Consider the following 12,214-nt stretch of genomic DNA (forward strand, 5'->3'; position numbering starts at 1 on the left):
CCCCAACCCCCGAAAGATTTGTCGTGCGATTGCCAAATGTATAATTTATACATTTTGGGAGTCAAACGGAGATTGCGGTCAAATCGGCGGCAGGGCGCGCCTTTGCTGGGCACCGGCTTTGCGGAGCACGGCTTTTGCCGGGCAGCTCAACATGCAAGACAGGGACCGCTTCGCACCGACGAGTCGGGAAGGACAACAGAAGGTCAGATGAAACAGCCTCTGAAGCATCGCACCCTGTCGGCCGCGATCGTCGACCAGCTCCGCCAGGCGATCCTCGACGGCACCTATCCGGCCGGATCGCAGCTGCGCCAGGATGCACTTGGCGACACCTATGGCGTCAGCCGCATCCCGGTGCGCGAGGCCCTGTTCCAGCTCGAGGCCGAAGGCCTGGTACGCATCGTCCCGCAGAAAGGCGCCATCGTCTCCGAGCTGTCGCTGGACGAGATCAACGACGTGTTCGACCTGCGGCGCATCCTGGAGCCGCGCTTGCTGGCGCAGTCGGCGCCGCGCTTCACCGCGGAGGATTTCGACGGGCTCGATAGCATCCACAAGAGCTTCGAGAAGGCGATCAAGGCACGCAATGTCAGCGACTGGGGCCAGCTCAACGCCGACTTCCACATGGCGCTCTACGTCCACGCGCCGCAGCCGCGCACCCGGACGATCGTGCTGTCACTGCTCCAGACCAGCGACCGCTACACACGCCTGCAGCTCTCCAACACCAAGGCGATGGGAATTGCGGAGAAGGAGCACGCCCATCTGATCGCGCTCTGCCGCGCGGAGAAGGTCGAGGAAGCCTGCCGGTTTCTGGAACGGCACATCGAGGCCGTGCGCAAGGACCTGTTGCAGGTGGTGGCCGGCAGCGTGGCCCCGCCGAAGGGACGGCGGAAGAGCGAGCCGTAGTCACTGCTCTCGTTGGTCGGCAAGGCTACTCCCGGCGGACGGCCTGTGGTGCCAGTCTATACCGTTAGCCCGGCTACGAACCCCCAAAAGGGGTACAGGGTGGGCAAAGGCGCGTAGGCGCCGTGCCCACCATGTTTCCGCACTCATCGGCAGATGGTGGGCACGCTCTCGCTTTGCCCACCGCGCGAGATCTGCACTGGAGCTGGCTTCAGCGCGCCGGCCGTCAGGGGCCGATCGTGAAGATCGCATTGCCGCGCGAAGAGCCGTTGCCCGTGGTGCTGATCCTGAGGATCGGTACGTGGTCGGTGGTCGCGGTGTCGGTCGTGTAGCTGTGGCCGTTGTCCGTATTGTCTTCGGAGATACTGCTGCCGATCGAAACGGGCGGCGGGCTGAACTGCATCGTCATGTTGACGTGGAGGGCGGGATCTACGCCGACGCAATAGAAATGCAGATAGGCGTTGATCGGGATGTGCGTGCCCTGGAAATTATAGACCGCCGTCGGGTTGATGTCGGAGGAGCCGGTCTGCTTGAAGGTCGGGGATTTGGAGTTGCCCGCGACGGTCGCGGGCCACTCTCCGTCACCGAGGTTTGTGCTGCCGATCCGGTCGAGATACAGCGTGTAAGTGCTGTTGTTGACGATCTGAAAAGTCTGAACGAATGACATGAGTATTCCTCAGGGGCTCTAAAACAGGGCATGTCGCCTACACGTTTTGCGTGTATACAACCATAAATAGCAAGTGAGGTGATGTCAACGCGATACAATTATGGATTGTATCTTTGGTTGTAACCAAAGAACCTGGATTGCTTCGTCGTTGGTTAGCAATGACGGGCGGGACGGCTCTCGCCGGGCTGTTCCGGGACCACGGCGCTCAATAAGTGGGCGATGTGGGACCAAACGTGTCCCAGACCCAGATTGCCGCTACCTGCTCCCGTCCGGCCCCATCACCAGATCCGGCAGCCCGGTCGAGATCCCAGGCACCAGGCACAGCAGCAGCACCGCGAACATCATCAGCAGCACGAAGGGCAGGGTGCCCCAGATCACCTCGCGCAAGGGAATGTCGGGGGCGACGTTGCGGATGACGAAGATGTTGAGGCCGACCGGCGGGTGGATCAGCCCCATCTCCATCACGATGGTCATCACCACGCCGAACCAGATGATGTCGAAATTGGCGGCGCGGAGCGGTGGCAGGATGATCGGCGCCGTCATCAGGATGATCGAGACCGGCGGCAGGAAGAAGCCGAGCACGACGACCATGACCAGAATCGCGAACAGCAGCTCCCAGCGCGGCAGGTGCATGGCGACGATGGATTCGGCGACCGACTGCGAGATGTGCAGATAGCTCATCACGTAGGAGTAGAGCAGCGACATGCCGATGATCATCATCAGCATGGTCGATTCCCGGATCGTCGATTTCATGATGGGCGCAAGGTCGCTTGGCCGCCACACGCTGTAGATCGCCGCGATCAGAGCCAGCGCGAGGAGGCCGCCGAGGCCAGCGGTCTCCGACGGCGTGGCGTAGCCGCCGTAGAGCGCGATCATGACGCCGGTCAGCAGCAGCACGAAGGGGATCACGCGGGGCAGCACGCTGAAGCGTTCGGCCAGCGTGTACTCGTCGCGAGCGAGGATCGCGGCCTCAGGGCCGCCTTTCTTGTAGATCGCTTCAGCTGCCGCATATTCCCGGCGGAAGCGGAAGACGGCGTAGAAGCCGAACAACGAGACGAGCAGGAGACCCGGCCCGATACCGGCGAGGAACAGCCGGCCGAGCGACTTTTCGGCTGCGACCGCGAACAGGATCATGGTGATGGACGGCGGCAGCAGGATGCCGAGCGTGCCGCCGGCGGCGATGATCCCTGCGGCGAAGCCGCCGGAATAGCCGCGCTTGCGCATCTCGGGGATGCCGGCCGAGCCGATCGCCGAGCAGGTTGCGGGCGAGGAGCCCGCCATGGCCGCAAACAGCGCGCAGGCGAACACGTTGGCAACGCCGAGGCCGCCGGGCACGCGATGCAGCCAGGCATGCAGGGCCGAATAGAGATCCTGGCCGGCGCGCGACTTGCCGATCGCCGCGCCCTTCAGGATGAAGAGCGGGATCGACAACAGCGTGATCGAGGCCATCTCCTCGTAGACGTTCTGCGTCACCGTATCGAGGGACGCGGTGGGCATGTAGATGCCCATGAACACGACCGCGACCGCGCCGAGCGCGAACGCGATCGGCATGCCCGAAAACATCACGAGCAGCGTCGCAACACCGTAGGCAACGCCGATACCGAACACGCTCATGAACGCTTGGCTCCGGTGAGGGGCAGCGCAAGCTGCACGAGGATCTGGATGCAGAGCAGGCTCATCCCGAGCGCCATCAGCGAATAGGGGATGGCGAGCGGCGGCGACCACATCGAGTTCGAGACCTGGCCGTCGACATAGGCTTCATGCGCCAGTGTCCAGGACTTCCAGGTGAAGAAGGCGCAGAACAGGAAGGTGGCAGCGTCGACCAGCCAGAGCCGGATCTTGTTGGCGAGCGGCGAGAGCAGGCCGACGAAGGCCTCGATGCCGATATGGCCGCGGTTCTGCTGCACATAGGCGGCCGTCATGAAGGTGGCGCCGACCAGAAGGAAAACGGCGGCCTCGTCCTGCCAGTAATTGGCGGCCTTGAACAGCGCACGGCTGAGCACGCTGTAGCTCAGGATGGAGCAGGCCGCGACCAGCGCGATTGCGGCGAACACGACGATGATGCTGTTGAGGACGGCAAGACCGCGATCGATCGCCGCCGCAGGGCCAATGCCCGCGGCAGCGGTTGCGTGGTCGTTACGATCCGGAAGCGGACCGTGGCTCATGCCGCGACGTCGGTGGCGAGCTTGAGCAGGTTTGCGGCGGTCGCGGTCTTGGCGCTGTAATCCTTCCACGCGGTGTCGCGCGCGATGTCGCGCCATTTGCCGACGGTGGCGGCATCGAGCGCCGAGACCTTGGCGCCGGCCTTCTCGTAGACCTTGGCGACCTCGACGTCGTCGTCCTGCGCACCCTTGCGGCCGAAGGCCTCGAGCTCGGTGCCGACTGCAAGCAGGATGTCCTGATGGTTCTTCGGCAGCTTGTCGAAAATCGCCTTCGACATCATCAGCGGCTCGAGCATGAACCAGTAGGAGGCGCCTGCGCCTGACGTCAGCGACTTCGCGACCTCTTCGAGACGGAACGAAATCAGGCTTGTCGAGGAGGTGATGCCGGCATCGCAGGCCCCGGTCTGCATCGCCGCGTAGATTTCGTTCGAAGGCACCGACAGCACCGAGGCGCCGGCGGTCTGCAGCACCATGTCCATCTCGCGGGAGCCGCCGCGCACCTTCAGGCCCTTGGCGTCTTCCGGGGCGACGATCGGCTTGGAGCGGCTGGCGACGCCGCCGGCCTGCCACACCCAGGTGAGCAGGATGATGCCCTTGTCGGCGAGGAAGTCGGTCAGCGCCTTGCCGACCGGTTCCTTCTTCCAGCGCAGGCCCTGGTCGTAGGTGGTCACGAGGCCGGGCATCAGGCCGATATTGGTCTCGGGCAGCTCGCCGCCGGCGTAGGGCATCGGATAGAGCGAGATGTCGAGCGCGCCCTTGCGCATCGCGGAGAACTGCGCGTTGGTCTTGATCAGCGAGGAGTTCGGATAGATCTCCGCGGCGATGTCGCCATTGCTGCGCTTGGCAATCTCAGCGGCGAACATGCGGCAGAGCCGGTCGCGGAAATCACCCTTGTCGATGGTGCCGCCCGGGAATTGATGCGAGATCTTCAACGTGGTGGCGGCCTGCGCGGTGCCGGTGCCCAAGCGGAGGATGGCGGGTGCGGCGACGGCGGTCGCAATCAGATGGCGGCGCGTGAGCATGGTGTAATCCCCTTGGACGGTTCTTCGAACGGTTCTTGTTTGGCGTGATTGGCGGGTCGTGTGACCAGTGCGTAGGCCCATCCTAGCCGGTCTTTCACCCGGTATTCTCTCATCTGATAGTTCGAGACCGAATGCCGCGGCAAGTGCCGGACGTGCTGCGCTGCACACACATCCGATTGCCACTGCCGGTCCTGGGCTCCTTCGGGCGACGGATCGCAACGCGCTCGCTAAAATTTATCGGCGGCGGCGTAACAAGGCGGTCCGTCCATTCGTCGAGTTTGGATAGCGGCGTCCGTCGCTGACAAACACATCTCGAAGGGAAGTTGATCCATGACCATTCGCACCCGCATCGTGCTCGGCGTCTCGGCTGCCGCTCTCGCGCTTGGCCTTGCGCTGCCGCCGGCCGCTTTTGCCCAGGACAAGATGGGCAAGGACGACGGCATGATGAAAAAGGACACGATGTCCAAGGACGGCATGATGAAGAAGGACACCATGTCCAAGGACGACGGCATGAAGAAGGACCACATGTCGAAGGACGGCATGAAGAAAGACGACGGGATGATGAAGAAGAACTGATCCTCGCCCGTTCGCGATCCAGGCGTTTGGCAACAGGCAAACGCACGCGCGAATGTTTGGGGCGGTCGCTCCGACCGCCCCAAAATATGTCTTGGTTCAATTTCAATTGAACGTGACCTGCGAAGGTCACTCGTCAAGTTACTTGCGCTTGGCCTTGCGGGCTGCGTAACGCGCGTCGCGCTTGGCCTTCTGCTCGGCTTCCAACGCAGCACGCTGAGCTTCGGCTTCCTCAGCCTCGCGCGCGATCCGTGCGGCCTCGGCGGCCTTGGCCTCTTCCTCGCGGCGCTTCTGTTCGGCCTTCTCCGCCTCACGCGCAGCCTTCGCCTCGGCGCGCTTGGCCGCGAGAGCCTCGCGCTCGGCGCGCTTCGCCGCCACCGCGGGATCATCAGGACCCGGCTGCGACTTGAATTTGTTCAAAAGATTCTTGCGCGCCTCTTGCGCCGCTTTTTGCCGGTCTGCGAAACCTGGTTCCCTGAATCCACTCATCGACGAGCCTTGTCTTCCTCGCTTTCGATCCTACATGACTGCCTGTTGGTACGTCGGCTGGGCATAGCAGGCGCCACGCGACGCAGTAGCGTGTACATCGCTGCGCGTCGCGAAGCCACCCATAATCGCAGCCGATCAGGTCAACGAAAATCGCCACCCCCGACGATCTCTTCGTAGCCCGGAAAAACTGCCGAATTGTGATGTCCCTCATAAGGGACCACGAGGGCGACGCCTAGCGTCCCCGCGACACGGAGCTCGGGCATGACGATCTCAAGATTGAGCCTCAAGGCGCTCGTAATTGCCGTCGCCGTGGTGACGGCGGCCGGTGCCATGCTGCTCCTCGCGCGTCCCCAGCCCATCGAAAGTGCCGTCCTGGGGGCCGACTGGGAGTGCACCCAGACCGCATTCGTGCTCACAACCTGTGCGCCGCGGGCCCAGCAGGCGATTCCGGCGGTCGAAACCTCGCGCAAGGACGCGCTCCGGGCGACCCGAGGCTGAGTCTGGGAAATCGGACCGAAGCGGCCGGTCGGGATGTGACGGGACGTCGCAGAGGTGATAAGCCGGCGCCCCGCGCGATCAGGTAGCCATGTCGATGTTCCAACCCCAACCGGGCGAGAAGCCGAAATCCACGCCGAGGCCGCCATCCGGTGACAACCGCCGCGGCGCGGTTGCCGGCCTGATCATCGCGATCGTCATCCTCGGTGTCGGTTGGTGGCTGGCCCGGGACCTTACCGCGGCCAGCAAGATGCAGGATTGCCTGATGTCCGGGCGGAGCAACTGCAACGTGATCGAGCCAGCCCGCTAGACGCCGTTCCAGCGTGGCCGCTCGGGCCGAAAAATTGCCGCGATCTTAATCATTTGTAACGGGACTTCGCTGACCAAAGCAGGTCAGCTATGTCAGCCGGCATCAAGCCCAGCGCGGGGCGAATCGTCTAACGCGCAGGCACCACGGCAATCGCGAGAGCGATCGAAAGAGTAGGGGGTCAAGCACGCATGAGTGCGTCCAACCGCATGAAGATCATCATTCCCTTGGTTTCGGCCATGTCGCTGCTCGCGCTGTCGGCGCAGGCCCAGGAGGCGAGACCCCCGAGGGATGCCGGCCAGCCTCCTGCCGGCCCCGCCGCCGGGGCGCCGCCTCCGAACAATCAGAACGTGCGCAAGGGCCCGCCGCCGCAGCAGGTGGCCCGACCCGCGCCGCAGCCCGGTGTCCAGCCCCATGCAGGACCGGGTCCGCGTCCTGCCGGCGGTCCGCCGCCGGGACGCTATGTCGCCCATGGTCCCGCTCCGACGCGCGACTGGGGCGGACACGCCTATCGTGGCAATCGCTCCTGGGATGGCGGGCGCTGGCGCCACGAAGTGCACAACGGCCGCTCCGGCTGGTGGTGGGACGTTGGCGGCGTCTGGTATTATTATCCGCAGCGAATGGCTGGCCCGCCCGCCTACATTTCTGAGGAGTACTACGACGACGTGCCGGTGGCCTATGCTCCGCCGCCGCCCGTCGCCTATGCGCCGCCACCTCCGCCTCCGCCGCCGGCCGATCCCGGTGTGAGCGCACTCGGCGGCGCTATTGTCGGCGGCGTGCTCGGCGGGCTGATCTCGGGCAATGCAACCGGGGCAGCCGCCGGCGCGGTTCTCGGCGGCGCAACCGGAGCCATCGCGGGCGCCACTGCCGCATCCCAGCCCGGTTACTATTGGGCGCAGGGCAATTGCTACTACCGCTACCCGGATGGGCAGTACGTGGCGGCTGATCCGCGGGCGTGCCGCTAGAGCGTTTTCGAGCGAAGGGGACACCGGTTCGCGTGAAGAAAACGCGTCAAAACAAGAATCTAGAGCTTCGGTTCTGATTCAATCAGAACCGAAAATGCTCTAGCGCACCACACTCCGCTGTCGTCCCGGACAAGCGCGCCTCAAGCGCGCGCCGATCCGGGATCCATCACCACAGGACTGTGTGGTTACGACGGATAGTCACGCCGAGCTTTCGCCAAACACCTCCCTGTGGCTATGGATCCCGGATCTGCGCTTGCGCTTGTCCGGGACGACGACTGTGTTTGCGGTGCAGATTGCACATCTATGACAGCGCGCTACGATGCTCCCAATCAACAATGATCGGGAGACACGCCATGAGCTCACTCGCCGGCAAGCAGGGCCCGCGCTACCGCCACACCGCTGAAGACGGCGCACCCTACGAGACCATCGCGGTCGAAAAGCTCACGCCCATCATCGGTGCGGAAATCTCCGGCGTGGACATCGGCTCGCTCGTCGAAGGCGACACCCGCTCCAACCGGCAGATGGACGAGATCCATCGCGCGCTCGCCGAAAACCTCGTCATCTTCTTCCGCGACCAGAACATCACGCCAAAGCAGCATCTCGCCTTTGGCCGCAAGTTCGGCGAATTGCATTTCCATCCCGCCGCGCCGCATGAGGACGAAGATCCGGCCTTGATGAAGATCTATGCCGACAAGAATTCGCCGCGGGCCAATGGCGAGGGCTGGCATTCCGACGTGTCCTGCGACCTCGAGCCGCCGATGGGCTCGATCCTCTATATCAAGCAATGCCCGCCGCGCGGCGGCGACACGCTGTTCGCCAACATGTATGCGGCCTATGAGGCGCTGTCCGACCGCATGAAGGCCTATCTCGACGGGCTGACCGCGCTGCACGACGGCGAGCCGATCTATCGCGGGCTTTATGCAAACTACGGCGTCGCCGACCGTCCGTCTTATCCGAACGCCGAGCATCCCGTGGTGCGCACGCATCCGGTCACGGCTAAGAAGGCGCTTTACGTCAACCGGGGCTTCACCCGCCACATCAACGGCATTCCGCGCGACGAGAGCGACGCGATGCTCGCTTACCTCTACCAGCACGCCGAAAACCCGCTGTTCCAATGCCGCTTCCGCTGGACCGAGAACGCCATCGCGTTCTGGGACAACCGCTGCACCCAGCACCGCGCGATGTGGGACTACTGGCCGCATACGCGCTCGGGCACGCGCGTGACGGTGAAGGGGGAGCGGCCGGTCTGAATGACGGCCCTCACCAATTGCTGAGTGACCTGAATTCACCAATTGCTGAGTGACCTGAATCACGGATTTGTCGCGCCCTCCGTCGAATGATGTGGGCTGCCGCGGGCAGCTTGCGGGCGCTTCAACCAGCGATATACTCGCCGAGGGTGATTTGGGGGAATCTTATGCGCTGGGTGGCGGTTACCATTCTTGCGCTCGTTTTTTACGGGTTCGCGGATCAGGCACTGGCTGAGAAGCGCGTCGCTCTGGTGGTCGGCAATTCGTCGTACCGGAACGTTCCGAGCCTTCCGAATCCCCGCAATGACGCCGCCGAGATCGCCTCTCTCTTCCGATCCGCAGGATTTTCCGCGGTCGATGCCCGCCGCGACCTCGGCATTTCGGACATGCGGCGCGCGATCAGCGACTTTGCCGAGATGGCGAGCGATGCCGACGTGGCTGTCGTCTATTTCGCCGGCCATGGCATCGAGGTCGACGGCGTTAACTACGTCATCCCCGTCGACGCCAAATTGTCCCGCGATTTCGACATCGAGGATGAAGCCGTTTCCCTCGATCGCATCCTGAAATCGATCGAGCCCACCCGGCGGCTTCGCCTCGTCATCCTGGACGCGTGCCGGGACAATCCGTTCCTGAAGACCATGAAGCGAACCATAGCCTCCCGATCGATCGGTCGCGGGTTGGCGAAGGTCGAGCCCGCGGTGTCCGATACGTTGATTGCCTTTGCGGCCAAGGCCGGATCGGTCGCGCTGGACGGCGATGCGAAAAACAGTCCCTTCACGTCCGCGCTGCTGCACAACATCGCGGCTCCCGGCCTGGATCTGCGAATTGCGTTCGGTCGGGTTCGCGACGAAGTGCTGAAGGTCACCAATCGCCACCAGGAGCCGTTCGTCTACGGATCGTTGGGCGGCTCCGTCATCTCGATCGTCGATGCACCGAAACTGCCGCCTCCGCCGACGACGGATGACATCGTCTGGAACGCCGTGAAGGATTCGACCTATCCGGGCGTGTTCGAGGAGTTCATCGCGAAGTTTCCGACGACCGCGCATCTGAAGGCAGCCGAGGCGCGGCGCGACGAGCTCCGGCGGGCCCAAGCTGCTGCAGCGGCGCGCATACCTCCGCCGCCGACCGCCGACGAAATCGTCTGGGCGGCGATCAAGGATTCGACCTACCCGGCGATCTTCGATGATTTCCTCAACAAGTTCCCCGGCAGCAAACATCGGGCCGAAGCGCAGTCGCGTGCCGACGAACTGCAAAAGCAGATTGCCGCCGCAGCTGCCCGCATTCCGCCGCCTCCGACCGCTGACGAAATCGTCTGGGATGCGATCAAGGGTTCGACATATCCGGCCATCTTCGATGATTTCGCCAGCAAGTTTCCCGCGAGCCCGCATCTGGCGGACGCCCGGACCCGCCGGGATGAGCTCAACAAGCAGATTGCCGCCGCGCAAGCTCCGCCGCCTCCCGCCGCAGAAGACATCGTCTGGGCCGCGATCAGGGGATCGCGCGATCCCGCGATCTTCGACGAGTTCGTGAACAAATATGCGGCGAGTTCGCACGTCGCGGACGCGCGGCAACGCCGGGATGAGCTGAAGAAGGAGATCGCTGCCGCTCAGGCGCCGCCTCCGCCGCCCGCTCATGAAATCGTCTGGAACGCGATCAAGGAATCGCACGACCCCGCAATCTTCGACGAATACGCCGCCAAATATTCGAACAGCTCGCACGTCCCTGCCGCGTTGTCGCGGCGCGACGAATTGAAGAAGGAACGATTGGCGGCCCTACCTCCGCCGCCCCCGCCTCCGCCCGCGACGGATGAGATCGTCTGGAACGCGATCAAGGACGGGCGTTCGCCGGCCATGTTCGAAGAATTCCTCGGCAAATTCCCCGAGAGCGCGCGGTCGGCGGAGGTGCGCGAACGCCTCAAGGCCCTCCAGGCGACGCAGCTGGCCTCCACCAACGCCACGCTTCCCGCTGCAGACATCGTCCCTCCGCGCGAAGGATTGACTGCACTCGGCCTCAAGACGCTGTCCGATTCGGACGAGGCGACCCTGAAGCAGAAGGCCAGCTTCAAGGAGTGTGAGAAGTGTCCGGAGATGGTCGTGGTCGCGCCGGGGGCCTTCATGATGGGATCGTCGGACAGCGGGCCCAAGCGCTCCACGGAATCATACCGCCACAAGGTCACGTTCGCGCGTCCATTCGCAGTTGGACGCTACGCCGTCACCTTCGAGGAATGGGATGCCTGCGTCGCCGATGGCGGATGCAACGGCTACAAGCCCTGGGACAACGGCTGGGGCCGCGGGAGGCGGCCGGCGATTAATATTTCCTGGTCGGATGCCAAGAGCTACGTGGCCTGGCTGTCGGCCCGCACCGGCAAGACCTATCGTCTATTGAGCGAGGCCGAGCGGGAATATGTGACGCGGGCAGGGACGACGACGTCGTTCTGGTGGGGAGCCTCGGTCTCCCGAGGGCAGGCCAACTACGATGACAAGGCCGGTCAGGACAAGAATGCACGTGGCGGCTCGAGCCAAAAGACGGCCCCGGTCGATTCCTTCAAGCCGAATCCGTGGGGCTTCTACCAGGTCCACGGCAATATCTGGGAATGGGTCGAGGATTGCGTCAACGACACGTATGACGGTGCGCCCAGTGACGGCAGCCCCTGGCTGAGCGGCAGGTGTGAGCAGCGTGTCCTGAGGGGAGGCTCGTGGGTCAGCAAGGCGGACGCGGTCGAAGCCGGAAGCCGATATGGCGTGCAGTCCGAAGGACGTGTCAGCAACGTTGGTTTTCGAGTTGCGAGGTCGCTGAAATAGCTCGGGCCGAAGGCATCGGCCTCGCCAGCCGGGATGACACCTTAACGATAGCGCTGAATCTTTTCATTGGAGATATATGACATGACAACCTACTTGCTGCGGCTGCCGACGACTTTCTCGATGAAAGTCATCGCGGCGCTCGTCCTGTTCTTCGGAATCCTCTGTGCCGCCCATGCGGGCGGAGGAAACACGTCGCTCGTCGTGAAATCCGGCGAGGCTAAGGAAATCTGCAAATGCGGCGGACACTGGCGCGTCGACGCCAGTGGCAAGGTCTGGCCCGTCAGCATTGAAGTCGTGTCGCCGCCGAAGAATGGTGCTGTGACGACGAGAACAAGTTCCGGACAACGCAAATTGAGAAATGGAGAGGCCAAGACCGTGCGGCTGACCAGCGTGGTGTACCAATCCAAGAAGGGGTACGTCGGTGAAGACTCCTTCACGTATCGGCGCGTGACGGCAGACCCCACCGACCCCGATAATGGCAAGGTCTACACGGTCGCCGTCACCGTCAGGTAATCGCGACGGGGCGGATCGGTCTTCATGATCCGCCCCTTATCTCGGCAGGAACCGCGGCAATTGCGCTGTGTCCAAT

The 12,214-nt window shown here is 63.6% G+C and carries 13 protein-coding genes; 8 read left to right on the forward strand and 5 right to left on the reverse strand.

Annotated features, from left to right (window positions below):
- Positions 1-207: 207 nt before the first annotated feature.
- Positions 208-900 carry a GntR family transcriptional regulator gene (locus TSA1_RS34015; protein WP_100180123.1) on the forward strand — a complete coding sequence of 231 codons (693 nt, stop codon included), beginning with the start codon at positions 208-210 and terminating at the stop codon, positions 898-900.
- A 223-nt stretch (positions 901-1,123) separates the two neighbouring features.
- On the opposite strand, the gene TSA1_RS34020 is transcribed toward TSA1_RS34015, so the two are convergent.
- The 4 genes from TSA1_RS34020 to TSA1_RS34035 all read right to left on the reverse strand — a co-directional run bounded on the left by TSA1_RS34020 (position 1,124) and on the right by TSA1_RS34035 (position 4,748).
- Positions 1,124-1,564: a hypothetical protein gene (locus TSA1_RS34020; protein WP_100180124.1), complete on the reverse strand. Its 441-nt coding sequence runs from the start codon at positions 1,562-1,564 to the stop codon at positions 1,124-1,126.
- 255 nt (positions 1,565-1,819) lie between these two features.
- Positions 1,820-3,178 carry a TRAP transporter large permease gene (locus tag TSA1_RS34025; RefSeq protein ID WP_100180125.1) on the reverse strand — a complete coding sequence of 453 codons (1,359 nt, stop codon included), beginning with the start codon at positions 3,176-3,178 and terminating at the stop codon, positions 1,820-1,822.
- Positions 3,175-3,729: a TRAP transporter small permease gene (locus tag TSA1_RS34030; RefSeq protein WP_100180126.1), complete on the reverse strand. Its 555-nt coding sequence runs from the start codon at positions 3,727-3,729 to the stop codon at positions 3,175-3,177. Before TSA1_RS34030 ends, TSA1_RS34025 begins: the two co-directional genes overlap by 4 nt.
- A complete protein-coding gene (locus TSA1_RS34035) occupies positions 3,726-4,748 on the reverse strand; it encodes a TRAP transporter substrate-binding protein (protein WP_100180127.1) in 1,023 nt (340 codons plus the stop codon). Before TSA1_RS34035 ends, TSA1_RS34030 begins: the two co-directional genes overlap by 4 nt.
- A 330-nt stretch (positions 4,749-5,078) precedes the next feature.
- On the opposite strand from TSA1_RS34035, the gene TSA1_RS34040 reads away from it, so the two are divergent.
- Entirely contained in the window at positions 5,079-5,324 is a 246-nt protein-coding gene (locus TSA1_RS34040; protein WP_100180128.1) for a pentapeptide MXKDX repeat protein, read from the forward strand.
- Between the two features lie 138 nt (positions 5,325-5,462).
- Here TSA1_RS34040 and TSA1_RS34045 read toward each other — a convergent pair whose 3' ends face one another.
- Positions 5,463-5,810, reverse strand: a complete 348-nt coding sequence (locus TSA1_RS34045) for a DUF6481 family protein (protein WP_024337786.1) — start codon at positions 5,808-5,810, stop codon at positions 5,463-5,465.
- Between the two features lie 261 nt (positions 5,811-6,071).
- On the opposite strand from TSA1_RS34045, the gene TSA1_RS34050 reads away from it, so the two are divergent.
- From TSA1_RS34050 to TSA1_RS34075, 6 genes are all read left to right on the forward strand, one after another.
- Positions 6,072-6,308, forward strand: coding sequence for a hypothetical protein (locus TSA1_RS34050; protein WP_100180129.1), 237 nt, complete (start codon positions 6,072-6,074; stop codon positions 6,306-6,308).
- Between the two features lie 88 nt (positions 6,309-6,396).
- Positions 6,397-6,615 (forward strand): hypothetical protein, encoded by a 219-nt coding sequence (locus TSA1_RS34055; RefSeq protein ID WP_245448485.1) that lies wholly within the window; start codon positions 6,397-6,399, stop codon positions 6,613-6,615.
- A 188-nt stretch (positions 6,616-6,803) separates the two neighbouring features.
- The gene (locus TSA1_RS34060; RefSeq protein ID WP_100180130.1) at positions 6,804-7,577 is read left to right on the forward strand and encodes a hypothetical protein; all 774 of its coding nucleotides are present in this window, start codon (positions 6,804-6,806) and stop codon (positions 7,575-7,577) included.
- 353 nt (positions 7,578-7,930) lie between these two features.
- Positions 7,931-8,827 (forward strand): TauD/TfdA dioxygenase family protein, encoded by an 897-nt coding sequence (locus TSA1_RS34065; protein WP_100180131.1) that lies wholly within the window; start codon positions 7,931-7,933, stop codon positions 8,825-8,827.
- Between the two features lie 164 nt (positions 8,828-8,991).
- Entirely contained in the window at positions 8,992-11,625 is a 2,634-nt protein-coding gene (locus TSA1_RS40485) for an SUMF1/EgtB/PvdO family nonheme iron enzyme (RefSeq protein ID WP_100180132.1), read from the forward strand.
- 81 nt (positions 11,626-11,706) lie between these two features.
- Positions 11,707-12,138, forward strand: coding sequence for a hypothetical protein (locus tag TSA1_RS34075; protein ID WP_100180133.1), 432 nt, complete (start codon positions 11,707-11,709; stop codon positions 12,136-12,138).
- Positions 12,139-12,214: the final 76 nt, after the last annotated feature.

This window comes from Bradyrhizobium nitroreducens (assembly GCF_002776695.1).
GTDB lineage: Bacteria > Pseudomonadota > Alphaproteobacteria > Rhizobiales > Xanthobacteraceae > Bradyrhizobium > Bradyrhizobium nitroreducens.